The sequence below is a fragment of the Kitasatospora sp. NPDC042419 genome (assembly GCF_056437345.1).
Genome location: NZ_JBWKAW010000016.1, coordinates 165785 through 191891 on the forward strand (window position 1 = coordinate 165785; position 26107 = coordinate 191891).

General features: G+C 72.6%; 21 protein-coding genes. 12 read left to right on the forward strand and 9 right to left on the reverse strand.

What is annotated here, in order from left to right; genetic code table 11:
- The first annotated feature begins 79 nt into the window (after positions 1-79).
- Together AC067J_RS27075 and AC067J_RS27080 are read left to right on the forward strand one after the other, a co-directional pair.
- Positions 80-4387, forward strand: a complete 4308-nt coding sequence (locus AC067J_RS27075; protein WP_478303407.1) for a non-ribosomal peptide synthetase — start codon at positions 80-82, stop codon at positions 4385-4387.
- Positions 4384-5850, forward strand: a complete 1467-nt coding sequence (locus AC067J_RS27080) for an aminotransferase class III-fold pyridoxal phosphate-dependent enzyme (RefSeq protein WP_478303409.1) — start codon at positions 4384-4386, stop codon at positions 5848-5850. The genes AC067J_RS27075 and AC067J_RS27080 overlap by 4 nt, the downstream gene beginning before the upstream one ends.
- Before the next feature lie 399 nt (positions 5851-6249).
- Here AC067J_RS27080 and AC067J_RS27085 read toward each other — a convergent pair whose 3' ends face one another.
- Positions 6250-6975 (reverse strand): hypothetical protein, encoded by a 726-nt coding sequence (locus tag AC067J_RS27085; protein WP_478303411.1) that lies wholly within the window; start codon positions 6973-6975, stop codon positions 6250-6252.
- A gap of 316 nt (positions 6976-7291) precedes the next feature.
- The gene (locus AC067J_RS27090) at positions 7292-7873 is read right to left on the reverse strand and encodes an alpha/beta fold hydrolase (protein ID WP_478303413.1); all 582 of its coding nucleotides are present in this window, start codon (positions 7871-7873) and stop codon (positions 7292-7294) included.
- A gap of 75 nt (positions 7874-7948) precedes the next feature.
- On the opposite strand from AC067J_RS27090, the gene AC067J_RS27095 reads away from it, so the two are divergent.
- Together AC067J_RS27095 and AC067J_RS27100 are read left to right on the forward strand one after the other, a co-directional pair.
- The gene (locus tag AC067J_RS27095; RefSeq protein WP_478303415.1) at positions 7949-8557 is read left to right on the forward strand and encodes a TetR/AcrR family transcriptional regulator; all 609 of its coding nucleotides are present in this window, start codon (positions 7949-7951) and stop codon (positions 8555-8557) included.
- 509 nt (positions 8558-9066) lie between these two features.
- Positions 9067-11589, forward strand: coding sequence for a collagenase (locus tag AC067J_RS27100; RefSeq protein ID WP_478303417.1), 2523 nt, complete (start codon positions 9067-9069; stop codon positions 11587-11589).
- A gap of 369 nt (positions 11590-11958) precedes the next feature.
- Here the strand turns inward: AC067J_RS27100 and AC067J_RS27105 are convergent, their stop codons facing one another.
- Positions 11959-12768: an exodeoxyribonuclease III gene (locus AC067J_RS27105; RefSeq protein WP_478303419.1), complete on the reverse strand. Its 810-nt coding sequence runs from the start codon at positions 12766-12768 to the stop codon at positions 11959-11961.
- 273 nt (positions 12769-13041) lie between these two features.
- On the opposite strand from AC067J_RS27105, the gene AC067J_RS27110 reads away from it, so the two are divergent.
- Positions 13042-13815 (forward strand): GntR family transcriptional regulator, encoded by a 774-nt coding sequence (locus AC067J_RS27110; protein WP_478303421.1) that lies wholly within the window; start codon positions 13042-13044, stop codon positions 13813-13815.
- 462 nt (positions 13816-14277) lie between these two features.
- Here the strand turns inward: AC067J_RS27110 and AC067J_RS27115 are convergent, their stop codons facing one another.
- Both AC067J_RS27115 and AC067J_RS27120 read right to left on the reverse strand, forming a co-directional pair.
- Positions 14278-15465 (reverse strand): ROK family protein, encoded by a 1188-nt coding sequence (locus AC067J_RS27115; RefSeq protein WP_478303423.1) that lies wholly within the window; start codon positions 15463-15465, stop codon positions 14278-14280.
- A 389-nt stretch (positions 15466-15854) separates the two neighbouring features.
- Entirely contained in the window at positions 15855-16607 is a 753-nt protein-coding gene (locus tag AC067J_RS27120; protein WP_478303424.1) for an SDR family oxidoreductase, read from the reverse strand.
- 333 nt (positions 16608-16940) lie between these two features.
- On the opposite strand from AC067J_RS27120, the gene AC067J_RS27125 reads away from it, so the two are divergent.
- From AC067J_RS27125 to AC067J_RS27135, 3 genes are all read left to right on the forward strand, one after another.
- Complete coding sequence (locus tag AC067J_RS27125; RefSeq protein WP_478303426.1) at positions 16941-17633, forward strand: class I SAM-dependent methyltransferase; 693 nt, start codon at positions 16941-16943, stop codon at positions 17631-17633.
- A gap of 101 nt (positions 17634-17734) precedes the next feature.
- A complete protein-coding gene (locus AC067J_RS27130; protein ID WP_478303428.1) occupies positions 17735-18175 on the forward strand; it encodes a GNAT family N-acetyltransferase in 441 nt (146 codons plus the stop codon).
- Between the two features lie 366 nt (positions 18176-18541).
- Positions 18542-19984: a pyridoxal phosphate-dependent aminotransferase gene (locus AC067J_RS27135; RefSeq protein ID WP_478303430.1), complete on the forward strand. Its 1443-nt coding sequence runs from the start codon at positions 18542-18544 to the stop codon at positions 19982-19984.
- A 203-nt stretch (positions 19985-20187) separates the two neighbouring features.
- Here the strand turns inward: AC067J_RS27135 and AC067J_RS27140 are convergent, their stop codons facing one another.
- Complete coding sequence (locus tag AC067J_RS27140) at positions 20188-21348, reverse strand: N(5)-(carboxyethyl)ornithine synthase (protein ID WP_478303432.1); 1161 nt, start codon at positions 21346-21348, stop codon at positions 20188-20190.
- 218 nt (positions 21349-21566) lie between these two features.
- Here AC067J_RS27140 and AC067J_RS27145 point away from each other — a divergent pair, with 218 nt between their 5' ends.
- Entirely contained in the window at positions 21567-22574 is a 1008-nt protein-coding gene (locus tag AC067J_RS27145) for a hypothetical protein (RefSeq protein WP_478303434.1), read from the forward strand.
- An 83-nt stretch (positions 22575-22657) separates the two neighbouring features.
- Complete coding sequence (locus tag AC067J_RS27150) at positions 22658-23005, forward strand: deoxyxylulose-5-phosphate synthase (protein ID WP_478303436.1); 348 nt, start codon at positions 22658-22660, stop codon at positions 23003-23005.
- A 22-nt stretch (positions 23006-23027) separates the two neighbouring features.
- On the opposite strand, the gene AC067J_RS27155 is transcribed toward AC067J_RS27150, so the two are convergent.
- Positions 23028-23441, reverse strand: a complete 414-nt coding sequence (locus AC067J_RS27155; RefSeq protein ID WP_478303438.1) for a DUF4386 domain-containing protein — start codon at positions 23439-23441, stop codon at positions 23028-23030.
- Positions 23442-23486: 45 nt separating this feature from the next.
- On the opposite strand from AC067J_RS27155, the gene AC067J_RS27160 reads away from it, so the two are divergent.
- A complete protein-coding gene (locus tag AC067J_RS27160) occupies positions 23487-23657 on the forward strand; it encodes a hypothetical protein (protein ID WP_478303439.1) in 171 nt (56 codons plus the stop codon).
- A gap of 82 nt (positions 23658-23739) precedes the next feature.
- The gene (locus tag AC067J_RS27165; RefSeq protein ID WP_478303440.1) at positions 23740-24678 is read left to right on the forward strand and encodes an aldo/keto reductase; all 939 of its coding nucleotides are present in this window, start codon (positions 23740-23742) and stop codon (positions 24676-24678) included.
- A 64-nt stretch (positions 24679-24742) separates the two neighbouring features.
- Here AC067J_RS27165 and AC067J_RS27170 read toward each other — a convergent pair whose 3' ends face one another.
- Together AC067J_RS27170 and AC067J_RS27175 are read right to left on the reverse strand one after the other, a co-directional pair.
- Complete coding sequence (locus AC067J_RS27170) at positions 24743-25357, reverse strand: hypothetical protein (RefSeq protein WP_478303441.1); 615 nt, start codon at positions 25355-25357, stop codon at positions 24743-24745.
- A gap of 124 nt (positions 25358-25481) precedes the next feature.
- Entirely contained in the window at positions 25482-25925 is a 444-nt protein-coding gene (locus AC067J_RS27175) for a hypothetical protein (RefSeq protein WP_478303442.1), read from the reverse strand.
- Positions 25926-26107 lie beyond the last annotated feature (182 nt).

The following is a 26107-nucleotide window of genomic DNA, read 5'->3' on the forward strand; positions in this document are numbered from 1 at the left end:
CCCGCGGAGCTTCTTCCTGATCGGGGACGGTGTCCGGCATTTCTTTGCGCGCCCGTGCGGATCTCTCGAAGGGCTTTCCGTGATTCCTCTTTCGCCTGCCCAGCGGCGAATGTGGTTCATTGACGAACTGTACGAGAACGACGCCACCTACAATCTGGTCGTCGCTTTCCGGGTGACCGGCGAGCTGAACCGTCCGGCACTGGAACGAGCGCTTGCCGATGTCGTCGGCAGGCACGAGTCCCTCCGTACGGTGTTCCCCGAACGGGCCGGCACCCCGTACCAGCGAGTCGTCGAACCGGCCGACCTGGGGATCGCGGTCCCCAGCAGGTCCGTCACCGCGGCGACCCTGGACGAGGAGCTCGCCGCGCTGGCGGCGGCCCGGTTCGATCTTCGGTGTGATCTGCCCATCAGGGCCACGGTGTTGAGAATGTCGTCGACCGACCAGGTCCTGGTGCTGAGTGCCCATCACATCGCCCTGGACGAGTGGTCGCAGGGAATTCTGCTCAGGGAGCTCTCCGCGGCTTACGCGGTGAGGGCATCGGGCGCCGAGGCCCTCACCGCCGATCCACCGGCCCAGTACCGCGATTTCACGTTGTGGCAGCAGGAGCACCTCGGGGCGGAGTCGGACCCGGACAGCAGGATCTCGGCCGACCTGAACTTCTGGCGAACCACCCTCGCGGGCATGCCCGAACGCCTCGAACTCCCGGTGGACCCGGCCGGTACGGGCACCGGCCGGACCGCGGGGCGGGCCGAGTTCGTGGTCCCGCGGGAAGCCCTCGACGGACTGACCCGGCTGGCCCGGTCCTCCTCGACGAGTCCGTTCATGGTGGTCGCGGCCCTGGTGGTCGGACTCCTGTCGCGGCTCGGAGCCGGCCCGGACGTCGCCGTCGGCACGGTGCTCACAGGGCGGAACCGCAAGGAGTTCGAGGAGGTCATCGGCCTGCTCACCAACACGGTCGCACTGCGCGTCGACGCGTCGGGCCACCCGGCCTTCACTGAACTGCTGCGTCGCGTCCAGGCGTCGGCGATCGACGCGTTCGCTCACGGAGCCACCCCGTTCGACCGGGTGGTCGCAGCGGCCTTCCCCGCGCGTTCACGCGACACGGACCCGCTGCAGGTGATGCTCGCGTTCCAGAGCCCGGCCGAGGAGGGGCTCGTCCTGCCCGGCCTGGAGGTGGAACGGCTGCCCCTCGCCGGCGACCAGGCCCGCTCGGACCTCACGTTCTACGTCGGCGCGCCGGTGAACCAGGAGGGGCCCCTGCGCCTGGTCCTCGTCTACCGGGCCGACCTGTTCCAGGAGTCCGTGATCACACGGATCGGGTCCTCCTTCGTGCGGCTGGCGGAGGAGGCCGCGCGGCGACCCGGTCGACCGCTGGCCGAGATCGACCTGCTGAGCCCCGCGGAGCGCGGGCGGATCCTGGCCCTCTCACGGGGGAGCAGGCCCGCCTCCGCCGTGACCACCGTGGTCGACCTTCTGGAGGCGCGGGCGGAGGCGAACCCCGACGCGCGCGCGATCGCCGACGCGGAACAGCGACTGACGTACGCCCGACTGCACGCCAGAGCCGACCGGCTGGCGAACGTGCTGATCACCCGGGGCATCGGACCGGAGCAACGCGTCGCGGTGCTGCTGCCCCGGTCGGTCGATGCGGTGGTCGCGATCCTGGCCACCCTCAAGGCCGGCGGCTGCTACGTACCGCTCGACCCCGAGTACCCGGCTGAGCGGATCGACCTCGTTCTGCGGAGCGCGGCGCCCGCGCTGCTGGTCACCGGCACCGCCCACATGGCCCGGGCGGCGCACTGGAAGGGCCCGCGACTGGTTCTCGACGACCGGGAGACGGTGTCCGCCCTGAGCCGGGCCCGCGGAACGCGCCCCACGGACGGCCAGCGCCTGGCACCGCTGGACCCGGCTCACCCCGCCTACGTCATCTACACCTCGGGATCGACGGGAGCGCCGAAGGGCGTCGTCGTCCCGCACGGCGCACTGGCCAACTACGTCACGCGGTGCGTCGAGGCGTATCCGGGCCTCGCCGGGCACGCGGTCCTGCACTCCTCCCTCGCCTTCGACTTCACCGGGACGGCGCTGTACGGAGGGCTGGCGGCCGGAGGCCGGCTGACCGTCGCGGCGCTGAACACCGACGATCTCGCCGAGGCGGCCACCGGGCCGGTCGACGTCCTGAAGGTGACGCCGAGTCATTTGGACCTGCTGGACCTGCTGTCCGACGAGTTCTCCCCGCGCGGCGAAGTCCTGTTCGGCGGCGAATCGCTCACCGCCGAGGCGCTGGCACCCTGGCGCGCCGCCCACCCCGGCGTGACGATCGTCAACCACTTCGGCCCCACCGAGGCCACCATCGGCTGCCTCGACTTCAGCCTCGCGCCCGACGCCGAACTCGGTCCCGGCAGAGTCCCGGTCGGGCGGCCGATGCGCAACGTCGCGGCCTACGCGCTGGACGACGGGCTGCGGCTGGTGCCCGCCGGAGTGACGGCAGAGCTGTACGTCGCGGGCGAGTGCCTGGCTCGCGGGTACCTGGGCCAACCGGGCCTCACGGCCGAGCGGTTCGTGGCGAACCCGTTCGACGCGCCGGGGCAGCGGATGTACCGCACGGGGGACCTGGTGCGCCGCCGGCCCGACGGTCTCCTGGAGTACCTGGGGCGAGCGGACGACCAGGTGAAGATCCGCGGCCATCGCGTGGAGCCGGAGGAGGCGCGGCGTGCGCTGCTGGACCTCCCCGGCGTGGCGGCCGCCGTCGTCCTCCCGCACGGCGCCGTCGGCGAGGAGAACCGGCTGCTGGCCTACGTGACCCCGCGGCCCGGGGCGGTACTGGACGCCGAGGGCCTCGTCGCGATCCTGCGTCGGCGGCTGCCGAGCCATCTCACCCCGGCCGCCGTCCTGGTCGTCGATCGGCTGCCGACGACGATCAACGGCAAGCTGGACCGCCGGGCGCTGCCGCTGCCGACGTCCTGGGACACCGCGGAGCCGTCGGCGGCGGTGCCGGGAGCCGGTCTGACGGAGAGGATCCGCCTCGCGTTCAGCCGTGTGCTCGGCGTGTCGGACGTCGGGCCGGCCGACGACCTCTTCGAGCTCGGCGGCACCTCGCTCACGGCCGCGCGCCTGGTTCGAGTCCTGAGGGAGACGGTGGCTCCCGAGCTGTCCCTGCGGACCGTCGTCAGATCGCCGTCCCCGCTGGCGCTCGCCCGGGCCGTGGAGGACGCGACCGCGGGCGGATCGGCCGCCGGGTCACCGTCCGCACCGGTGGTGGTACCGGTGGTGGAGGCGGAGCCGCGGTGGCACCCGTTACCGGCGGCCGGTGTCGTGATCCCGGAGTTGCCGGGTGAGGAGCGGGTCCTGCTCACCGGGGCCACCGGATTCTTCGGTACCTTCGTGCTCCACGAACTACTGACCCGGACCGGGACGACCGTGGTGTGTCTCGTCCGGGCGGATGACGAGGAGCACGCCCGCCGACGGTTGCGGCAGGCCTTCGTGGAGTTCGAACTCCCGCCGCACCTGCTGGAGGACCGGGTGGAGGTGCTGTGCGGGGACCTCGCCGAGCCGGGCTGCGGTCTCGGCGCCCGTGCGCGTGAGCGGCTGGCCCACGAGTTGGACGCCGTCTACCACGTCGGTGCCGATGTGAGTTCCTACCTCTCACTCGAACGGCTCTCCGCGAGCAACGTCACCGCGACCGGCGAGTTGCTCGCCCTCGCGGCGCGCGGCAGGCCGAAGGCCTTCCACTTCGTGTCGACCATGTCGGTCGTCTCGGCGCAGCCCCTGTCGGGCTACGCCCGGAGCAAACAGCTCGCGGAGGACCTGGTGCGGCGGGCCCAGGCGTCCGGCCTCCCCGCGACGATCTCCAGGCTGCCACGTCTGTCCGCCGCCTCGCAGAGCGGGTGCCACAACCCGCGGGACGTCGTCCACCACGCGATCACGAGCATGCTGAGACTGGGCGTGGCCCCGGACATCGACCTCGTCGAGGTCTGGCTGCCGGTGGACCGGGCCGCTGCCGCGTTCCTGACCGCAGTGCACCAGAGCGGCGAGCTGTCCTGGTCGGCGTTCACCGGCAAGGAGCGGTTCTCCCTGCGCGAGTGCCTCTCCGCGGCCCGTGAACTGGGCCACCGCGTCGAAGTGCTGCCGCCCGAGGAATGGGAGCGGTACGTCCGGAGCCACCGCGACCTCGAAGGCGAGATCGCTGCGGCCACCCTGGGCCGCCGGCTGGTGGCCGGACAGGAGCCGCCGACGACGGACCGCGATGCCGCGGTACTGGCCGAGGGCTACCGGCACGTCCTCGTCGACACTCCGGAGCGGGAGGTCCAGCGGAGGTGGCTGCGCCGGATCCGCTCGACGCACCTACGGACAGGACATCGGCCGGGGCCCGGCGAGGAGGGGTACGCATGACATCGAGCACCCGGCAGGTCTTCCGTTGGCCGGATGTGAAGCGGATCCGCGAGAGCCTCGACGCACTGGTGGCCGCTCCGGTGCGGGGGTTCTCCGAGCACGACATCGCGGCCCACCTGGCGTGGTTCGAGGATCACTGCCCGGGATCGCGTGCGCTGGCCGCCCGGGCCGCCCAGGTGATCCCGGGAGGCGCGCAGCACTCACTGGCCGGCACCAGGCCCTTCCCTCTGCAGATCGACGGAGCCGACGGGCCTCGGCTCCGTGACGTGGACGGGAACCACTACCTGGACTTCGTCCAGGCCAGTGGTGCCGCGCTCCTCGGCGCCGGCAACCCGACGGTCCGCGACCGGATCGTCGGACTGCTCGGGTCGTGCGCAGCCTCCACCAGCCTCTCCCATCCGATGGAGATCGAACTGGCCGAGCTGATCCGGGACCTGGTGCCGGGCGTCGAACAGTTCAGGATGGCGGCAAGCGGTACCGAGGCCGCGATGGCCGCGATCCGCGCCGCGCGGGCCTACACCGGTGCCGAGCACGTCATCAAGGTCGGCTCCGCCTACCACGGCTGGTCGGACCAGCTGGTCTTCGGCCTGCGGCTGCCGGGAACCGGCCGGCAGGCGGCGGGGGGCATCCCCGCGACGGTGCTGCGCAACACCCATGAGGTGGCTCCGGACGATCTGCCAGGCCTGCGGGCGCTACTGGCGGAACTGGCCGAGCAGGGCGGTACCGCAGCCGTCATCGTGGAGCCGCTGGGCCCGCAGAGCGGGACGTACCCGGCTGAAGCGGGGTACAACCACGGGGTCCGTGCGCTCTGTTCGGAGTTCGGTGCCCTGCTGGTCTTCGACGAGGTGGTCACCGGCTTCAGGCTCGGGATGGGGGGAGTCCAGGAACACCTGGGCATCGAGCCCGATCTGACGGTCTTCGGCAAGTGCGTGACGGGCGGCTACCCGGGGGCGGGGGGCGTCGGTGGGCGTGCCGACGTGATGGCCGCGTTCGGGACCGGTGCCGGCGGAAGCCGGACCCAGGCGCTCGCCGCGGGTTCGCTGTCGGCCGGGCCGCTCAGCTCCGCCGCCGGGTACTGGACCCTTCGGGAGATGCTCCGGATCGACGCGCCGGCGCTGGCGGCCAGGGCCGGGGACCGTCTGAGAGCCGGGCTGGAAGGGTTGCTGGCGGAGTTCGGGCTTCCTTACGTCACCTACAACATCGGCTCGATCGTGCACCTGAACGTCTCCGGCGTGTTCCAGCTGAGGCCGGACCGGCCAGACTTCGGCGCCCAGCTCGCCGTCAGGGGGGCGCTCCTGCCGCAGTTGACCACCGCCTGCGCCACCGAGGGTCTCATCGTCCCGGTCACCGGCAGGATGTTCACAAGCGCGGTGATGACCGACGAGGTGGTCGACGACGCACTGGGGCGTTTCGAGCGGGTGTTCGCCACCGTCGCCGCGGCGGGCGGTGCTGCGGGGGCCTGACGCGTGCCGCGAACGCCCGGTCGCCCGGTCGCCCGCTGTCCGGGCGCGGTCGGCGGCCTCGCCGGTCGGCGTGCCGGTCCAGGCGCCGTACGCGATGGACCGGCGCTGGTGCCTGGACGAGAAGGGCGCGCAGGCGGTCGCCGAGACGCTGCCGGACGTGCCGGGCGACCTCGGCCCGCGCGTGCGGGGTCTTGCTGGGCGCGCAGGGCGGGAGTGCCGAGGGCTCGCTGGTGGCCACGGTGGCCGCGGCGCGGGTGCTGGTCGAGGAGACCCGCGCCGTGCTGTGGAGCGAGGCCGGGTGGCGAACCGTCCCGGGACCGCCCGGCCACCCGGTGGGAGGTTCACCCGTCCCACGGCACGGGGCGGAACCCGTGCCGTGGGACCGCGGCACCGGTCGGGTCAGGCCCGGCTGATGGAGCGGACGTAGCTGCTGGCGACGCAGGCGCTGCTGCCGGACGTGCCGGTGACGACCCAGCCGGTCGGGACGGGGGAGTAGGGGCACACCAGGAGGTGGTTCTGGTTGGCGGTGTTCATGAGGTAGTACACGACGCCGCTGCCCGCGCACGCCGGGCTGCTGCCGTAGGAACCGGTGACGACCCATCCGGCCGGGACGGGGGTGAAGGAGCAGGCGCCGAGGCTGGTCTCGCCGGCGGTGTTCCTGAGGCTGTACACGACGCCGCTACCGGCGCAGTTGGGGTAGTTGCCGGACGAGTTCGCGATGATCCACCCGGCCGGGATGGGGGTGAAGGAGCAGGCGCCGAGGCTGGTCTCGCCGGCGGTGTTCCTGAGGCTGTACCCGACGCCGCTGCCGACACAGTTGGCGTAGTTGCCGAACGAGGCCGCGATGATCCACCCGGCCGGGATGGGTGAGAAGGAACACGCGCCGATGCTCGTCTTCCCCTTCGTGTCGCCGATGTAGTATCCGACACCGGTGGAGCACATGCCGGTGCTGTAGGAGTCCGTGATGACCCACCCGGCCGGGACGGGCTCGTTGGAACAGTGGATCCAGCCGGCGGCGGGCTGCCGCGGAGCCGCCTGTGCCTGTGTCGCGGCGCCGGTCATCGCCCCCAGGAGCAGCAGGACGACCGTCACCAGGTGCGGTATGCGGTTGCGTAAGGTCTTCAAGGTCTTCCTCGAATCTTCTCGACAGCTCCACGACTTGCGCTGATGTCGGTGAGATCGTGTCAGATTCGTTTCGGTGCGACCAGAGTGCCTCCTGCGCCCGCTGCCGCTCCTCGGTGGACGTCGCGGACGTAGCCACGTCGGTTCCGTGTGGTCGGTGGTGTCCGGTCCCTTCCACCCGTGCAGTCGGCACCAGCGTGAGGCAGTACCTCGGCAGCCGGGCAGGACCCGGCACACGGGCACGGCCCGTGGGGTGCGTCCCGGGTGGGCGCACCCCACGGGCCGTGGGTGATGCGGTTCCTCGTCGGTGTCGGTCCGGTCAGACGGCGAGCAGTTCGGTGACCAGCCGAACGGCCTCCGGCACCTCGACGTGGTCGTCCGGGGCGGCTCCGAAGTGGGCACCGGTCGGCGTCACCACGGCGGTCGCGCCGAGGCCCTCGACCAGCAGCCGGACGTGCTCGGACGGGTCGGGCTGGTTGACCGGGTCGTCCATCGCCTGCAGGACCCGGAAGTGGCGGGCGGAGCGACGGATCCGCTCCCAGTCGAAGCCCCCCTCGAAGAACGGGGCGAGTTCGTCGTAGCCGACCTCGTGGGCCGAGGTCGCCACCAGGAGGACGCCCGCGAACACCCCGTTCACCTCGGGGTCGTGCTGCTCCAGGAACCGGAGCACGTTGACGCCGCCGATGCTGTGCCCCACCAGCACCGTGGACCCGGCGGGGCCGGCGGCCAGCGCGGCGGCGCCGAAGGTCTCGCGCCAGGGCCCGAGTTGCGGGGCTTCGGTCTGCGGCAGGCGGGGCACGGTGACCCGGTGCCCCGCGGCCGCGAGCCGCTCGGTCAGGTACGGGAACCAGACGCTGTCGTCGCTCGCGCCGTAGCCGTGCGACACCACGATCTCGCTCATGATCGATTCACTCCCCCAAATAAAAACGATACGTCGCGTTTCGATTGAACCTAGCACACTGCTAGCGTGTTCCGCGTGCCCACCGGACCATCCCCGAGCCGCCGCACCGGCGGCCGGCTCCGCAGCGAGGAAGCCCACGACGCCGTCCTGGCCGCCGCGATCGAACTCGTCGAGGAACTCGGCTACCAGGCCGTCACCGTCGAACGGATCGCCGCCCGCGCCGATGTCGCCAAGAGCACCATCTACCGCTGGTGGAAGTCGAGAGCGACCCTCGTCATGGACGCCTACCGCGCCGCTGTCGAACAACGGATGCCCGAACCCGACACCGGGTCCCTCGCCGGCGACCTGACCGCCTTCGCCACCGCCCTGTACGGCGTCACCGCACACCCCCTCCGGGTGCAGACCCTGCGCGGTCTGATGGCCGAGGCCCAACTCGATCCCGCCTTCGCCGAACCCTTCCGGGACTGGGTGGAGAGCCGGCGGGCGGTCGTGTCGGCGATCCTGGCGCGTGGAGCGCAACGCGGCGACCTGCCGCCCACCGCCGACCTGGACGCCGTCACCGACCAGCTCTTCGGCCTCTTCTGGTACCGCCTCCTGGTCGGCCACCGGCCGCTCGACCCCGCGCAGGCCGCGACCCACATCGACCAACTCCTCCACGGCCTGCACGCACGGCAACACCGGTAGGCCCGTCCGTCGAGCCGGGCGGGGCGGGCCGGGCGGGGCCCCAGAGCCTGTGCCCGCCGCACAGCGGCGGAGCAGGCGAAGGCCGGGGCTGCCTCGGCGGCACCGGGACCACCCGCGACCGCGCGCCGACGACACCCGCGCCGACGACCTCGGCGCCGTCCGACGCGTCGACCTGTCGCGTGACAGGCCGTGCACGCCCGGCCGGGGTCTCCCCGGCCGGGCGTTCCGCGTTTGAGGCGCAGATCGGCCAGTCCGTGCGGTCCGTCGGCCTTGTGTGGCCGTCCGGATCATGGCCCGATGTCCCTTCGGCTCCCTATGCCGAGCCGCTCAGGCCGGGAACATCGCAGGTCAGCCGCTCGGAGGGGGCGAGCCGCGAGATGGCCGAAAATCTCATGCAATATAACCTGTGACATTGTTCTGTTCATCGGTCGATGACAGGATCCACGCCAAATCTCCTTCCTTCAGCCCGACCCCACGTCGGGCTGCCCCCACTCGACGAAGGATTCGGCGTGCTCCTGCGCACCAGACTCTCCGTGCTCGCGGCAGGCGTCGTCGCCTGTTGCGCCACGGCCACCGCCGTGCTCCCGGCCCAGGCCATCGCGGCGCCGCCCGTCGTGACCACCGGGTCGGCTCCGGCCACGACGACCGCCTCGGCCGGCCCGGTCGGCCCCGCCGCCCCGCCGGCTCCGACCACGACGACGGGCTCCGAGGAACCCGGCGAGCCCGCCGCCCCGCTGCCCCCCGCGCTGATCGGCGCGACGCGCCTGCTGGAGGAGCCGGCCGACGCGGCCGCCCCCGCCCAGTTCAAGTCCCTCGCCGTACAGAGCTGCACCCCGGCCGACTTCGCGGCCCTCACCGGGGCCGACCTGGTCGCCTTCATCAAGAGCTCGACCCCGGAGTGCATCAACTCGCTGTACCAGAGCGCCGCCGCCGACCCGAGCATCTTCAACCAGGCCCGGATGCTGTCCGTCGCGGCCGCCCTCAAGGACGTGGCGGCGACCTACCCCGGTGACAACACGACCGGCATCGCGCAGCTGGTGAAGTACCTGCAGGTGGGCTACTACATCCAGTTCTGGCACCCCGTTGCGGCGGGCGCGTACACCCCCGCGCTCACCGACGCCGTCACGACCGCCCTGGACACCCTCTTCGCGGGCACCCGCTGGCGCGACGTCAGCGAGAACAACGGCCGCATCCTCAAGGAGGTGGTGTGGCTCACCGACAGCGCCAACGTCCAGGCCCACTACCTGGGCGTCTACAAGCGGATCCTGGACGAGTACGACAACACGTACAACCAGTTCCCGCAGATGCGCAGCGCGGTCAACTCCGTGCTGTTCTACCCGCTCTGGGAAGGCTACCGGAACAAGGACTTCGTCCAGGCGCTCGCGGACGACCCGAGCCTCATCAACTCGCTCGCCGACTTCGCGATCAACCACCGGGACCTGCTCAGCGGGCCCCACACCGTCCTCGACACCAACGCGGGCAACGACCTGGCCAGGTTCGCCGGGACCAGCCCCGCCGCCGAGGCCGTGGCCAAGCCGCTGGTCAAGAAGGTGCTGGACTCCGCGCCGCTGCTCTCGCCCTTCGGGACGCTGTACCTGTACACGGCCCGCCAGGCCGAGCGCTTCAACTACAGCCAGTGCTCGTACTACGGCATCTGCGACCTGCGCAACAAGCTCGTCTCGGTGATCCTGCCGAACCAACTGGTCTGCGACAACCGCATCCTCCAGGCCCAGTCCCTGTCGGCCGCCGAACTGGCCACCGTCTGCGAGAGCCTGCGCAAGCAGGACGCGCTCTTCCACAGCGTGTCCAAGGACAGCGGGGCCATCCCGAACCAGTACGCCAAGACCGTCACCTTCGGGATCTTCGCCAACAAGGCCGACTACACCACCTACTCGTGGGCGATCTTCGGCAACAGCACCGACAACGGCGGCGTGACCCTCATGGACCCCACCGACCCGAACAAGCGGGCCGTGACCCTGATGTACCAGAAGGCCTGGAACGTCAACGACCCCGCCCGGGTGTGGAACCTCAACCACGAGTACACCCACTACCTCGACGGCATCTACAACCTGAAGGGCAACTTCGACACCCAGTCGTCCGTCCCGAACAAGTGGTGGGTCGAGGGCCTCGCCGAGTACGTCTCGTACAGCCACCGCGGCGCCACCGACGTCGACGCGATGAACCAGGCGGCCAAGCACACCTACAAGCTCAGCACGCTCTTCCAGAACACCTACGCCAACTCGGACTCGACCCGCATCTACCCGTGGGGCTACCTGGCCGTCCGGTACATGCTGGAGAGGCATCCGGCCGACGTCCAGTCCATGCTGGAGCGCTTCCGCGCCGGTGACTACCCCGGTGGCTACGCGGTCTACAACAGCCTCGGCACCTCGTACGACGCCGACTTCGACGCCTGGCTCGACGCCTGCGTCGCCGGCGGCTGCTACGCGACCGGTCCGACCTCGCTGTTCGACACCACGGTGAACGGCGCGACCGTCAGCCTGAACGAGCGCTCCGTGCAGACCGGCCCGGGCCGGATCACCGGCTGGCACTGGGACTTCGGCGACGGCACCTACTCGGACGAGCGCAGCCCGAGCCACACCTACGGCGCGCCCGGCCTGTACACCGTCGCGCTGACCACCACCGACGACACCGGCCGGATCGGCACCACACAGGGCGCGGTCACCACGACCGCCCTCGGCCTGCCGGCCTGCCCCGAGCAGCGCGCCGACGCGATGGGTCGCAACTGCGTCCGGACCGGCCGCTCGGCGACCGCCGGCAGCACCGACTACCTGTACGTCTACCTGCCGGCCGGGACCACCACACTGAAGGTCGACACCTTCGGCGGCACCGGTCAGGCGTACCTGTACTACAACGCGGACACCTGGGCGTCGCCGAAGGCCTACACCGCCGCCTCCACGGCGGCCGGCACCACCCACTCCATCACCGTCACCAACCCCACGGCGGGCTACCGCTACCTCGGCCTGTACGCCGCCACCGACTTCAGCGGCGTCACCGTCACCACCCGGTTCTGATCCACGGAGCACCGCGACCGGCGCCCGGCCGGGCTCTCCCGGCCGGGCGTTCGCGTGCGCGGGCGGGGCGCTTCGCGCCGGACCGTCCGGATGGCGATGACACGGCCGCGGCACTCGCCCGCGGCGAGGAGCTGCCGTGTTCGGCGGAGGCGGCCGAACGGGCGGCCGGCCGCGACCTCGGACCTGCGCCGAGAGACCTTGGCTCTTTCACAAACCGAGGCGTTTCCTGGACGGTTTCTGACTGTCACTCGGAACGCGCCAATCGCCGCGCCGTCCGTTTGCGGGTTCCTGGCAGCTGCGGTCGTCGCCCTGGGCATGTCGAGCGACGACCGTGGCATCCGAAGTCGATTGCCCGAACTCCGGTAAGTGCTAGGGGAGTTGGTCGAGGTCAAAGACCACGGTCACCGGTGCGTGGTCGCTCCACCGCTCGGCGTGGGTGTCGGCGCGTTCGACGTAGGCCTCGACGGCCTTGGCGGCCAGGGCCGGGGTGGCGACCTGGAGGTCGATCCTCCACCCCGAGTCGTTGTCGAAGGCGCGGCCGCGGTAGGACCACCAGGTGTAGGGGCCGGTGCGGTCGGGGTGGAGGCGGCGGACCACGTCGACGTAGCCGGCCTCGTCGTAGACGCGGGAGAGCCAGGCGCGCTCCTCGGGGAGGAAGCCGGCGGACTTCTGGTTGGCCTTCCAGTTCTTGAGGTCCTCGGGGCGGTGGGCGATGTTCCAGTCGCCGCAGACCACGACCTCCCGGCCGTCGGCCGCGGCGCGGGTGCGGAGCTTGCCGAGGTGGGTGAGGAACTCCGCCATGAAGCGTTCCTTCTCCTCCTGGCGTTCGGTGCCGACCTCGCCGGAGGGGAGGTAGAGGCTGGCCACGGTCAGGCCGGGGAGGTCGATTTCCAGATATCTGCCCGAATTGTCGAATTCGGCGGATTCGAAGCCGACCACCGTGCGGCTCGGCTCCTGCCGGGAGAGCACCGCGACGCCCGCCCGGCCCTTGACGGCGGACGGGGCCCACACCGCGTGCCAGCCGTCGAGGTCGCGCAGCTCGACCGGCAGCTGCCCGGCCTCGGAGCGCACCTCCTGCAGGCAGATCACGTCCGCCTCGGTGGCGGCCAGCCACTCGATGAAGCCCTTCTTGGCCGCAGCCCGGATTCCGTTCACGTTCACACTCGTCACCACGATCACCCGGGCAGCCTACCGATCGGCCGGTGCGGGGCCGACGTCCGACGCGTCCGCTTGCGGAGCTGTCGTGAACGCAACATGAAACTGTGCGGGAACCCGACCGGGCGTCGCCATTGGTCTTGACCATCTCCCGGGCCAGCCCCTAGTGTCACTTACTGCAAGGACCTTTAATAAAGAAGGACGGAAAAAGCCCGCTCTCCCACCTGCCGCAACAGCGGACAGCGGGCCGGATCCGCCCTCTTTCGGCAGGGCGGAAGAAACAGGGTGGAGGACACGGTGGGGACGACAGGACAGCTCACGGCGGTACCGGAACCGAAGTACTGGCACCTGCGCACGGTGCTGCTCCGCGCCATCGACACGGAGTTCTCCACCGGCCAGATCCTCCCCAACGAGCGCGAGCTCGCGGCCCGCTTCGGTGTCGCCCGCGCCACCCTGCGGCAGGCGCTCGACCAGCTGGAGCTGGAGGGCCGCCTGGTCCGCCGCCGCGGCATCGGCACCCTGATCGCCGCCCCCCGGGTCGGCGTCCCGGTCAACCGGCAGGAAGAGGGCTGGCCCGGCGCCGCCCGCAGCCACGCCTGGCGCACGGTCGACTGCACCACCGCCCCGGCCACCGCCCGGCTGGCCAAGGCGCTCGGTGTGCACGAGGGCGCCACCGTCCACACCGTCCGCCGGGTCCGCCTCGTCCAGGGCCAGAGCATGGCGAGCGAGTCGCTGCACGTGCCCGCCGCCGCGCTGCCGCACCTGCCCGGCTTCCGGGCCGAGAGCGACCGCGCCCGCTCCGTGCTGCGCCAGCTGGAGCGGCTGGAGGTCGACGGCGAGTCCCGCTCGGTCGAGCTGGGCGTCGCCGAGGCCGACGAGGCCGCGCTCCTGGAGCGCCCGCCCGGCTCTCCGGTCCTGGTGATGACCACCCAGTACGCGGCGGCCGGCCGCCTGGTCGCGCTCGCGGTCTCCACCTACCGGGCCGACACCTGCAAGCTCACCTTCGGCGAGACCGGCCTCGTCGAGGTCACCCCGGTCGGCGCGACCCCGGTCGGTGCCGCCGCCTCCTGATCCACTCCCGGAAACACCCTCAGGCCCAGGCCCGGACGCTCCCACAGGCGTCCGGGCCTGGGCCGTTCCCGTGCGGTGCACCCGGCCGGTGGTGCGACGGGACGCGGTGCACCCGCCTCCGGGGCCTGCCGTGACGCGCTCCCCGCAGGCCGCTGCGCGCTCCCCGCGGGCCGCACGTCCGGCGCCGATCCGGGGTCCAGCACGGGTTCCTGAACGAGGGGCAACCGTTCGGGGCCGCCCCTGGGCTTGTGACGCAAGGGTCGGTGGGTTCCGAACGATCTCTGTGCAACCCAAGCGTCCGGCGATCCTGGGGTGGGGCCGTGAACTCGCACTGGTAGGGAAGGATCGGTGGCGACCCGGCCGGGGCGTCGCCTTCGCGAGGCGCGGCGGCGGCCGACGGGACTCCTCCCGTCGGCCGCCGTTCCGCTGCTCAGGCGCTCCGCCGTTCCGCCGCTCCGGTGTTCAGGCCCGGGCGGGGGCCGTCTGGTCCGCCGTCGGGGGGTTGACGGCGAAGAGCTGCTCCTCGACCTGGTCGAGGGCCACCCGCAGGGCGCCCATCGCGACGACCTCCGAGCCGAGCGCGGCCAGCGCCACCTCGGGCGCGCGCAGCGTGAACTGGGCGAGCCGCTCGCGCAGCGGGTCCAGGACGCCGTCGAGGCCGGCCGCCCAGCCGCCGACCACGACCAGCTGCGGGTCGATGGCCAGCACGAGGGCGGCGACGCTCTGGACGAGACGGGTGAGGAAGCGGTCCATGGCGACCTGCGCGACCTCGTCGCCCTCCCGGGCGAGCTTGAGGACACGGGCGACGGCCGCCTCGTCGAGCGGGTTGAGCGGCTTGCCGGTGGTCGAGAGGAGGCGCTCGGGCGTGACCTCCTGGCCCAGCAGGTGCAGGGCGCCGATCTCACCCGCCGCGCCGCCGTAGCCCCGGTGCAGCCGGCCGTTGATGAGGGAACCGGCACCGGGACTGAGACCGGCCATCACGAAGACCACGTCGTCGGCGCCGACCGCCGCGCCCTGCCAGTGCTCGGCGATGGCGGCGAGGTTGGCGTCGTTCTCGATCATCACCGGGCAGCGGAAGGAACGCCGCAGGCGGGCGCCGAGGTCGAGGCCGGTCCAGCCGGGCATGGCGGTGCCGAGCTGGACGGTGCCGTCACGGTCGACGATGCCGGGGGTGCCGACGCCGACCGCCCACAGGTTGTCCCGGGAGACGCCGGCCTTGCGCAGCACCTCGGCGACCACCGACCGGACGCTGGTGAGCCGCTCCTCCGCGTCGAGGGTCTCCTCGACCGGCCGGAAGTGGCTGCCGACGACCTCGCCGGTGAGGTCGGCGAGGATGATCCGGATGTCGTGGACGCCGATCTCGATGCCGAGGATGTGCCCGGCCTCGGCGCGGAACCTGAACCAGCGGGCGGGTCTCCCGCGCCGGCCGCCGCCGGTCTGGCCGCCGTTCTGCGGCTGCTCCACCTCGGCGACCAGTCCGGTCTCCACCAGCCCCTCGATCACGCCCTCGACCGTCGGCCGGGAGAGCCCGGTGTCGCCGACCAGCTGAGTGAGGGTCACGGCGTGGCCGGCGCGTAGCGCCCGGAGGGTCACCGCCGCGTTGATCCGCCGCAGTAGTGAGGAGTCGCCACCGGTGAGTCGATCCGCCAAGACGCTGCCCTTCGCCGTTCGCGCGACTGCCCTGGCGCGCGTACCGAGTACGCGGGCACCACCGAACGGCCCGCGAGAGTCCGCCGCCCGGCAGAACGGCACGGCGGCGCTGAGCCGCCTGCACCGGGCCGGATGGCATGTGCCGGATGCTACCCGGGCCCGGGCCTGCCCGGCGAGCATCTTCGCAGCTCACCCAGGCTTCGGTATCGAAATGGTACGCATCGGGTGGCGGTGCGTGATCCGGGTTGCACCCGACACCTCACGGGGCGCCCGACCGGCCGCCGCCGGCCGGTCACGGCCGGTCGGAACCCCGGCCGCCGGGGCCGTTCCGGACCGTCCCCGCCCCGCCTCCGCCCTTGTCCCCGCCCCTGCCCGCGCCCCTGCCCGCGTCAGCCCAGTCCGCCGGTGGCGCCCAGGTTCTGCCCGGAGATCCACCGCCCGTCCGGCCCGACCAGGAAGGCCACCACGTCCGCGATGTCCGACGGCTGCCCGAGCCGCCGCAGCGGCGTCAGCCCGGCCACGACCTCCAGCGCCTGCGGCGGGTTGACGGCGCGCAGCAGGTCGGTCTCGACCGGACCGGGGGAGACGGTGTTGGCGGTGATGCCGCGCGGGCCGAGTTCGAGCGCGGCGGCGGCCGTGAGCTGTTCGACGGCGCCCTTGCCGGCGAGGTACGCGCTGATGCCGTCGGTGGGGCGGCGGGTGTTCAGGGTGGAGATGTTGACGATCCGCCCGCCGTCGCGCATCCGCCGGGCGGCGTGGCGCAGGGTCAGGAAGACGGCGCGCGCGGTGACGGCCAGGACGGCGTCGAAGTCGGCCGTCCCGGTCTCGGCGAGCGGTGTCCGGGTGAAGGTGGGCGCCGCGTTGTTGACGAGGATGTCCAGCCCGCCGAGGTGTTCCTCGGCCTCGACCATCAGCCGCTCCGCCCCGTCGGGCTCGCCCAGGTCGACCCGGATCGCGTGCGCCCGGCCGGAACCGTTCGCCTCCACCGCGCGGACCACCTCCGCCGCGGCCGCCTCGTTGCTCGCGTACGCGAACACGACGTCCGCGCCGTCCGCCGCCAGCCGCTCGACGACGGCCCGTCCGATTCCGCGCGAGCCGCCCGTGACGACCGCCGCCTTGCCCGTGAGCGCCTTGTCCGACACCGTTGCCCCCGTCTCCGGCCGGCCGCACGCCGACCACGCGGAGAACCTACCCGCTGCGCACGGCGGTTCGGGCGGGTGAGCGGGGCGACTTTCGGCCGTGCTCGGCGCGGGTCCCGGTGGCCGCCGCCGGGCCCGCCGTGGGGTGCGGTGGGGCTCGGCGGGGCGGGGCGGGGTGCGGCAGCGGGCGGGGCGGGGCGGGACGATGGGCGACCGGGCGACCGGGCGATCTGCCGGGTCGGTGACCGGGTCGGCGGTCGGGTCGGCGGTCGGGTCGGCGGTCGGGTGATCGGTCGGGTGGGCGGAGCACCAGGTCACGGGCTCTATGCTGCACGCATGCTGAACGAGACGCGACCGGCCGCCGGGTCCGCCGCAACTGCCCCGTCGGACCGGGAGTTTGTGAGACGCGAGACGGTCGTCCGGCCGGTGCCGTTCGTGCCCGAGGTGCGCCTGCACATGGCGGAGGACGCCATCGCGCTCTGGGAGACGACGGAGGACGCGCGCGGTGAGCGCGGACTGCCGCCGCCGTTCTGGGCGTTCGCCTGGGCGGGCGGGGTCGGGGTCGCCCGGTACGTGCTGGACCACCCGGAGCTGGTGGCCGGGCGGACGGTGCTGGACCTCGCGGCCGGATCCGGGCTGGTCGGGGTCGCGGCGGCGCTGTGCGGGGCCCGGTCGGTGCGGGCCGCCGAGATCGACGCCTACGCGGTCGCCGCGATCGGGATCAACGCCGAGGAGAACGGCGTCCGGGTGGACGCGGCGGTCGAGGACCTGCTGGACGGCGACGGCGCGCCCGCCGAGGTGGTGCTGGCGGGGGACGTCTTCTACGAGCGGGCGATGGCGTCCCGGTTCCTGCCGTTCCTGGAGCGCGCCCGGGCCCGCGGCGCGGTGGTGGTCGTGGGCGACCCGGGCCGCGCCTACCTGCCGCGCGAGCGGTTCACGGCGCTGGCCGCGTACGAGGTGCCGGTGGTCGCGGACCTGGAGGACGCGGCACTGAAGACCACCACCGTGTGGGCGCTGGCGGGCAGCTGAACGCCCGCGCCGGGGGCCCGTCGCGGTCGCGCACGCCACGACCCGTCCCGCTCCGCGGAATTCCCGGCCGGAGGCGCGAACACCCTGGTAGACACGGCGCCATGACCGACGACTACGCGCTGCGCACCGCCACCCCCGACGAGATCCCCGCCGTACTGGCCCTGTGGGCCCGTGCGGCCAAGGGCACCAGCATCACCGACGACGCGGCGGGCGTCGCCGCGCTGCTCGCCCGCGATCCGGAGTGCCTGATCGTCGCGGTACGGGAGGACGATCCTGCTGTGCCGGTCGGCACGGTGATCGCCGGCTGGGACGGCTGGCGCTGCCACCTCTACCGTCTCGCCGTCGATCCGGACCACCGCCGACGGGGCCTCGGCGCCGCCCTGCTGGCCGCCGCCGAGTCACGTTTCGAGGCCCTCGGCGGGCGCCGGGCGGACGCGATGGTGCTGGACGACAACGCCCTCGGCCACCGGACCTGGCAGGCCGCGGGCTACGGGCCGCAGCCGCAGTGGACCCGCTGGGCCAAGCCGCTGGCGTCCGGCTGACATCCGCGGGCGCCGGCCCCGCGGCCGCGAGCCCGGCCGCGAGCCCGGCTGCGGGTCCGCCCGCACGTCCGGTGGTCCGCCGATCGGCGCGGTCCGCCGGGCCGGGCGGCTCCCCGGCCCGGACCGGTCGGCGGATCGGGAGCGGTCCCACGGCTCCGTGACGGTCCACGGCTGCAGGGAGGGCCGCCGGCTCCGGGCGGTCGCGGACGGTGCTGCCGGGCGGCCGTCGCCGGATGGGTGCCGACCGCTGGCGGGGGTTCTCCGGGCGTGGTGCGCTGGCACTATCCGTATGCGAACCGTGCCGGATTCGCCACCTCCCGTGACCGGCGGGCGAGCCCGGCGAATCCGGAGGAGAACCCCCGCGCCATGACCACCCCCGACACCCCCGCCGCCCCCACGGGCCTGAACAAGCCCGCCGAGCTGCTCGCGCGCATCCCCGACTTCGAGCAGGCGCTCGCCTTCTACCACCGACACCTGGCGCCCGACACCGCCGTCGACCTGTCCGTCGCGGAGAACGTCCTGGTCTACGACGACTCGATGCAGAAGATGGTGTTCGACCACACCGCCCTGCTGCCGGAGCCGTACATCCACTACATGTCCGCCTACGGCACGCCGGAGCTGCGGAAGCAGGTGGCGGCGCTGCTCACCAAGGCCTGGGGCGCCCACGTGGCGGACGGGGACGTGTTCGGGACGGCGGGCGTCGCCTCGGCGCTGGAGTGCCTCGCCTTCGCGCTCCAGGATCCGCCGAGGATCGGCGAGCCCGGCCCGCCGCCGCTGGTCGAGGGGGACGCGGTGCTGATCCCGGCGCCGTACTGGCAGGGGTTCAACTGGTCGTTCGAGCAGCGGCCGAAGCTGAAGTGCGTCCCGGTGGACCTGCCGACGGAGGGCCCCGGACGGTTCCGGCTGACGCTGGACCTGGTCAAGGAGCGGTTCCGGGCGCACGAGCGGCAGACCGGCCGGCAGCCCCGGCTGCTGGTGCTGACCAACCCGCACAACCCGCTGGGCGTCAACTACGGCAAGGAGCTGCTGGAGGAGATCTACGCCTGGGCCATCGACGAGACCGATCTTCATATCATTTCTGATGAAATTTACTGTCACTCGCAGGTCGACGGCGGACGGATCCCGTTCACCAGCGCGGTGGCCCTGGACGCCTACCGGAGGTACCCGGAGCGGATCCACGTGGTGTGGGGGTTCGCCAAGGACTTCGGGCTGTCGGGGTTCCGGACGGGATTCGTGGTGTCCAAGTACGGGCCGGTGCAGCGGGCGATGCTCGGTACGAAGGGCATCGAGGAGAAGAAGCACCCGATGTCCTGGTTCACGCCCTTCGACTCGCTCAAGCACTACGTGATCGGCTCCCTCCTGTCGAGCACGGTGAACGGCGCCGGTTCGGAGCTGTACACCGACTACGCGATGCGGCGCTACCGCGAGCTGCTGAGCGCGAGCTTCGAGAAGGTGAAGGACCGGCTGGCCGTCAACGACATCGGGTTCGTGCACCTGGAGGGCGACAACCCGGCCCAGTTCTTCTGGCTCGACCTCCAGGAGTACCTCGGCAAGCGCCCGCCCGAGGGTTCGTACGCCGCCGCCCCGCTGCCGATCGCGGCCGGCATCGGGCTGGACCAGGACGAGCTGTGGCTCTTCAACTACCTCGCCGCACCTCCCACCGGGGTCTCCCTCCTCCCCGGCGGCACGATGCACAGCCCCGCCCCGGGGTTCTTCCGGCTCTGTTTCACGGCCCGGCAGCCCGAGGAGGTCTGCGAGGCCGTCGACCGGATCGGCCTGGCGCTGAGCAAGCTGGTCATCCTGGGGTAGCGCGGGTGGGAAGGTGACGGCCGGCCCCGGAGGACACGCCCTCCGGGGCCGGCCGGTTGACGACGCCCGGAGGGTGTCGAATTCGCCGGTCCTGATGCCTGGATGAAGGACTGCCAGGCCTCGGACGGGCCGGTCGGTTCCCGGCCGCCGACGCCGACGCCGACGCCGACGAGGGCGCGGGCGCCGGCGCGGGCGAGTCGGCGTCAGGCTGCGGCCGGCAGCTCCAGGGGGCGGTGCGGATAGTCCGGCGAGCGGTGTTGGAAGGACAGGATGCTCGGGTTCTGGACGACGCCGTCGCGGATCTCGATCGCGCGCCGCAGGGTCTCGTCGGACGTCCACGTCCCCGGGCCGGTGAGCACCGCGCGCAGGAAGGGCAGCAGCGCCTCGCTGTTCTCCCAGGTCGCCGAGTTCCACAGGTAGGACGGGCTGTGGTCGACGCCGTAGTAGCGGATGTTGTCGCCGACCTGGAACGTCGGCTCGGTGAAGGACGTGGGGCGGGCCCAGCTGAAGCCCATCCCCTCGTCGCAGGACACGTCGATGATGAGGGTGCCGGGCGCGAGAAGCCGAAGATCCTCCTCGTCGAGGAAGGTCAGCGGAGCCGCGGTGTCCTGCAGAACGCAGTTGACGATGATGTCGTGCTCGGCGAGGAACCCCGCCAGCGGCACCCGGCCGTCCTCGGACAGCGCGTAGCTGCGCCGGGCGTCGTTCTCGTCGCGGTCGAACCGCACGATCCGCGTGGAGTGGATCGGTGAGCTGACCGCCGTCACCCCGCGCTGGGTGAGCACGTCGACGTCGTGCACGCCGAGCGCGCTGAGCGCCGTCACCGCGCCCCGGGCCGTCGCGCCGAAGCCCAGGACCGCGGCCCGGAGGCGGCGGCCGTAGTCACCGGTCGAGCCGGTGAGCTGGAGGGCGTGCAGCACCGAGGAGTACCCGGCCAGCTCGTTGTTCTTGTGGAAGACGTGCAGGTTGAACGAGCCGTCGTCGGTCCAGTGGTTCATCGCCTCGAAGGCGATCAGGGTCAGTCGGCGGTCGATCGCGATCTGGGTGAGCTCCTCGTCCTGGACGCAGTGAGGCCAGCCCCAGAGGACCTGCCCTTCGCGGAACTCCAGGAGTTCCGCCGCCTGCGGCTTGGCCAGCAGGATGACGTCGCATTCGGCGAGCAGTTGCTCCCGCGAGCGGAAGCCGGCGACCAAGGGCGCCAGTTGTTCGTCCGGTACGCCGAAACCTTCGGCATAGCCGTGTTCAAGGAAGATGCGCCCCTGGAGGTCGGGGTCGATCCGCTCGAAGTGTGAGGGGTGAATCGGCAGTCGGCGCTCGTTCTCTTTACGCGACTGTGCCATGACTCCGAGGTTGAGCTGGTGCACGTGGGCCCCTTCGATTACCCCCAGGTCTAGCACAGTTCCGCACGTCTCCGGACCGGAGGAAGGCCCCCGAGGGGGCTCGGCGGTGTCGTGCGGAACCCTCCGGCGGGGTGTCCCGGAGCGGAGGGGCGGCGCCAACGGGACCGGGAGCCCTGTCGGCCGGGACGTCGGGACACCCAGGGTGGGAGGCGGCCACCCTTTCCCCGGCACCGAGGAGCACGATGCGCGTCCCGCAGAACAGCCAGGCCCCGGACGACCACGCCGGGGACGTCGACCCGCACGACCTGCACATGGTCGCCTTCCGGTCCGACCCGACGCGGCGGGCGCGCGACGCCCTCCTCGCGGTCAACGCCGACATGCGACGGAACTACGCCGCGCTCAAGGCCGAGTTGATCGATCACCTCAGCCCCGTCATCGTCGTCCAGAACGACTCCCAGGGCGGCCGGTACACCCTCGTCCACGAAGGGGCGCGGGAGACCCTGCACCCCGTGCCGGAGGTGTTCGAGCTGGCGAAGTCCGTCGCGCACGTCCCGCTCGGCCTGTTCTCCGTCCTCGCGCCGTACCTCAAGGGCTCCGAGGGGCGCGGCTGGGTCCGCCCGCTGCAGGACTTCGCGGCCACCCTCGACACCGCCCGCCGGCAGCTCGACGCGGCCGGCCTGCCGGACGACCTGGAGGCGTCGTCACGGCGCATCCTCGACGCGGGGCTGCGCTTCGTCGAGGAGTCCGTGGAGCGCGGGTCGTTCGGCATCGAGTCGTTCACCGAGTTCTCCGGCGGCGTGTACCGCGACGTCCGGACCAACATGTTCCACGCGGCCAAGGCCCAGATCGCCGGCGTGGAGGCGATCATGCGGCGGTGGCGGCACCGGGTGGGGGAGGAGCAGTGGAGGAACCTCTACGTCGTCGTCCTCTCGATCTGGACCACCTCCGTCCTCAACCAGAACACCATCATCATCAAGCAGTTCATGAACCCCGCCGACGCGGCGACGCACCTGCTCGACGTGTCCACGGCCGAGCCGCCCGCCGACCCGGTCCTCACGGCCCTCGACAACCTCGCCCGGATCGTGCAGGACAACGTCGCGGCGGAGCTGGTCTTCCCCGTCGACCAGGAGGTGGCGGACGCGCTCAAGGGGCGGGAGGACCTGCTCTCCGACGCCATCCAGGAACAGCTCGCCTGCCCGTTCCAGGACCGGCGGCCGACGGCGCGGCAGGTCGCGCGCGTGAACGCGTAGCGGCCGCCGCGGTGGGCGGCCCGTCCCGCGAACGGCGCGGAAAACCGGTCGAGCGCCACCTCGGCCGGCCCTACGCTGACGGCATGGCCCACGCGAAGACCTCCTACGTCTGCCTGCCCTGCCGGGCCTCGTACAAGCAGCCCTACGACCGCGACCGCGCCCGGCGCTGCCCGCGCTGCGCCGGACCGCTGGTCCACGCCGGCTCCGCGTTCGCCGCTCCGCGCCGGCGTGACACCGCCGGCTGGCGGACGCTCGGGGTGCTCCTGCACGCGGGCGTCCGCTTCCACAAGAGCTGCTGCGGCGGCCCCGGTTACCGGCCCCGCACCCTCCACGAGGTGCGCGAGCGGATGACCTACGCGCGCAGGAGCGGCGAGCCGTTCGCGCGGGCGCTCGTCCGCCCGGAGCTCCCCGGAACGGGCAGGGCCGGCTGACCGGCAGGGGGCCGCACGGCTCTCAACTCGCCCGGGCGAACGCGCTCGTGGGGCTGAAGCCCGTCACGATGAGCCGCAGGGCCAGCGTGACCTCCCAGGCGAAGACCGGCAGCGCCGCGAGCGACCCGGCCGTGGACACCTGCGGGTAGAGGCCGAACAGCACCGCCACCGCCGAGGCGCAGATCAGCGACCCGCCGGCCAGCCCCAGCACGGCGACGGGGCGCGGCACCAGCCGCGAGCGGTACATCAGGTACGCCAGGGCCAGTGAGTTGGCGCCGAGAACGACGTTGGGCCCGAGCAGGAACGTCCGGTCGTGGACCGCGACCAGGGCGTCGGCGACCGCGCTCAGGGCGGCGGCGTCCGCACCGCCCGCACCACCGGCACCGCCCGCACCGCCGGCGTCCCGGCGCAGGGTGACGACGGCCAGCAGGCTCACGATGCCGACCGCGATCACTGCGGCCCGGCCGTGGGAGTGCGGCTGGTGTGGCTGCTCGTGGCGGTGCTGCTGTCGGCCGTCGCCGGACTGCTGACGTTCATCCTCCGGACCCGCGTCGGCTCGCGCGCGGCGGAGGCGGCCCTCCTCGCCGGCTCGGCCTTCGCCGGGAGCATGCTGGTCGCGCTCGCCGCGCTGGCGTTCGCGTTCGGTGCCTGACCGACGGGGTCCGGGAATCCGATTGCGGGTGATCGCGATTGGGTCTTGAATGGTCCAGACCACAATGGGAGGGGATCCAATCATGACAGTTCCTCAGCGCACGCTCGTGCTCGGCACGTTGGGGTTCGGCACGATCGTCGACGAGGAGACGTCGTTCCGGATCCTGGACCGCTTCGTCGAGGCCGGCGGGACCGTCCTCGACACCGCGAACAACTACGCCTTCTGGCTCGACGGCGCGACCGGGGACGAGAGCGAAGAGGTCATCGGCCGCTGGCTGGCCAGCCGCGGCGCGCGCGACAGGGTCGTCATCAGCACCAAGGTGGGTGCCCGGCCCAGCGTGCCGGGGGGCGGGCTGGAGAGCGCCGAGGGACTCTCCGGGAAGACCGTCCGGGCCGCCGTCGAGGACAGCCTGCGCCGCCTCGGGACCGACCACGTGGACGTGTACTGGAGCCACATCGAGGACCGGTCCGTCCCGCTGGCCGAGACCGTGGAGGCGTTCGCCGACCTCGTGACGTCCGGCAAGGCGGGCGCCGTCGGCGCCAGCAACCACGCCGTCTGGCGGGTCGAGCGGGCGCGGGCGCTGGCCGGGGAGGGGCCGCGCTACAGCCACCTCCAGTACCGCTACTCCTACCTCCAGCCGCGGTTCGACGTGCCGCTGCTCTCCTCGGCGCACGTCCACGTGACGTCCGAACTCCTCGACTACGTCCGCTCCGAGGGCGACCTCCGGCTCTGGGTCTACAGCCCGCTGCTCTCCGGCGGCCTCACCCGCGACGACGTCGAGATCGGCGCGGCCTACGACCACCCGGGCACGCCCAAGCGGCTCGCCGCCCTGCGCGAGGTCGCCGAGCAGACCGGCGCCACCGTCAACCAGGTGGCGCTGAGCTGGCTGCTCGACCACGAGGCGGGGATCCTGCCGATGGTCGGGGTGAGCAGGACCGCCCAGCTCGACGAGGCGCTCGGCGCCCTCGACCTGACCCTCTCCGACGAGCAGCGCCGCCGTCTGGACGAGGCCGCGCTGTAGCCACGGCGAGCCCCGAGGGGCGGCCGGACCACCGCTGCGCGGTCCGGCCGCCCCTCGGGGGTGCTCAGACCGGGTAGCCGATTCCCGCGATGTCGTCGGCGAGTTCGTCGAGGTCGGTGTCCGGGTTGAGGGCGGACACCACGGCGGCGGTCAGCGGACGGAGCGCGAGGACGTGCTCGACGGCCGCGAGGCTCGGCTCGTGCTCGGGCTCGTAGTACTCCTCCGCCCAGTCCCGGTACGCGCCCGCGCTGCCGTCGGCCAGCAGCCCGAACAGCTCCGCGCCGCCCGTCGCGGGGGCGACCGGCGCCCGCCAGTGGGCGTCCCCGGTCTGCCGCCAGAAGCAGACCGTCGCCATCGGCGAGCCGTCGTGTCCGGCGAAGGCGGGCTCCTCCACGAGGGACCGGAAGACCTCGGGCACCTCGGTCAGCAGGTGGGGCGCGTTCGGCGACTCGTGGGCGAAGCCGCGGGCGTACGCGCCCGCCGGCGAGAAGACCATGAACCAGTCGTCGCCGCAGCCGTCCCGCATCGAGGCCATCTCCTCGCCCTCGCCCCACTGGGCGTCGAAGGAGTAGTACCTGTCCTCCCAGTCGGGGCTGAGGACGGCGTCGAGCATGGCGAGGGCCCGGCAGCGGTCGCGGACGGCGGTGATGCCGGGCATGCGGAGCAGGAGATCGTGCATACGGTCATTCAAGCAGGTGGTATCCGCACGGCCCGCCAGGGCCGGGCAGCCCGGCCCCCGCAGCCCGGCCCCCGCAGCCCGGCCCCGCCGACCCCCGCAGTCCGCGACGAGATCCGGTGACGTGTCAGGGATTGCTGAGCGCGTACGTCCGGAACGTGGCGAGCAGGGGCAGCACGTCCGTCTTGCTCGGCTCCTCGGTGACCGCCCGCATCGCGTCGATCACCGCGTGGGCGATCGCCTTGACCACGTCGAGGTCGTCGCCGGCCGTCTCGCCCCAGGCCCGCAGGGTCTGCGTGAGCAGGGCGCTCATCCGGGCGCCGATGTTGGAGCTGACCGCGTCGGTCAGCTCCGCCAGCTCCTCGTCCGTCATGCTCGACCGCAGTCCGAACGCCAGCGCCATCAGCGTGTCCACGGCGTGCTCGCCGTACGCCGCGACCAGCGCGGGGAGCGGCTGCTCGGCCGGGCTCCGGGCGGCCAGCGCGGCCAGTGCCTCGTCGTCGTCCTTCCACGCCGCTTCGAGCGCGGCGAGGGCCCGCAGGGCCTCGTCCACCATCAGGCCATCCGTCATGCGGAGAACGGTATTCAGGCCTACCGCGCCGTGGACCGGGTGGTGCCCGGATCTCACCCGTTCGAGCGAAAACCGCCGCGTTCGTGCCCCGGCGGGCCCGCGCCGGTGACCGGCGCCGCGAGGGCGGCCGGACGTGGGCGGGCGGCCCCGGGCGCGGGGCCGCCCTCGCGCAGGCCCGGTGC

Coding starts and splice junctions, on each gene's coding strand:
- AC067J_RS27165 (WP_478303440.1), top strand. CDS start 23,740: ATGACAGTTCCTCAGCGCACGCTCGTGCTCGGCACGTTGGGGTTCGGC.
- AC067J_RS27090 (WP_478303413.1), bottom strand. CDS start 7,873: ATGAGCGAGATCGTGGTGTCGCACGGCTACGGCGCGAGCGACGACAGC.
- AC067J_RS27170 (WP_478303441.1), bottom strand. CDS start 25,357: ATGCACGATCTCCTGCTCCGCATGCCCGGCATCACCGCCGTCCGCGAC.
- AC067J_RS27135 (WP_478303430.1), top strand. CDS start 18,542: ATGACCACCCCCGACACCCCCGCCGCCCCCACGGGCCTGAACAAGCCC.
- AC067J_RS27080 (WP_478303409.1), top strand. CDS start 4,384: ATGACATCGAGCACCCGGCAGGTCTTCCGTTGGCCGGATGTGAAGCGG.
- AC067J_RS27175 (WP_478303442.1), bottom strand. CDS start 25,925: ATGACGGATGGCCTGATGGTGGACGAGGCCCTGCGGGCCCTCGCCGCG.
- AC067J_RS27145 (WP_478303434.1), top strand. CDS start 21,567: ATGCGCGTCCCGCAGAACAGCCAGGCCCCGGACGACCACGCCGGGGAC.
- AC067J_RS27130 (WP_478303428.1), top strand. CDS start 17,735: ATGACCGACGACTACGCGCTGCGCACCGCCACCCCCGACGAGATCCCC.
- AC067J_RS27125 (WP_478303426.1), top strand. CDS start 16,941: ATGCTGAACGAGACGCGACCGGCCGCCGGGTCCGCCGCAACTGCCCCG.
- AC067J_RS27150 (WP_478303436.1), top strand. CDS start 22,658: ATGGCCCACGCGAAGACCTCCTACGTCTGCCTGCCCTGCCGGGCCTCG.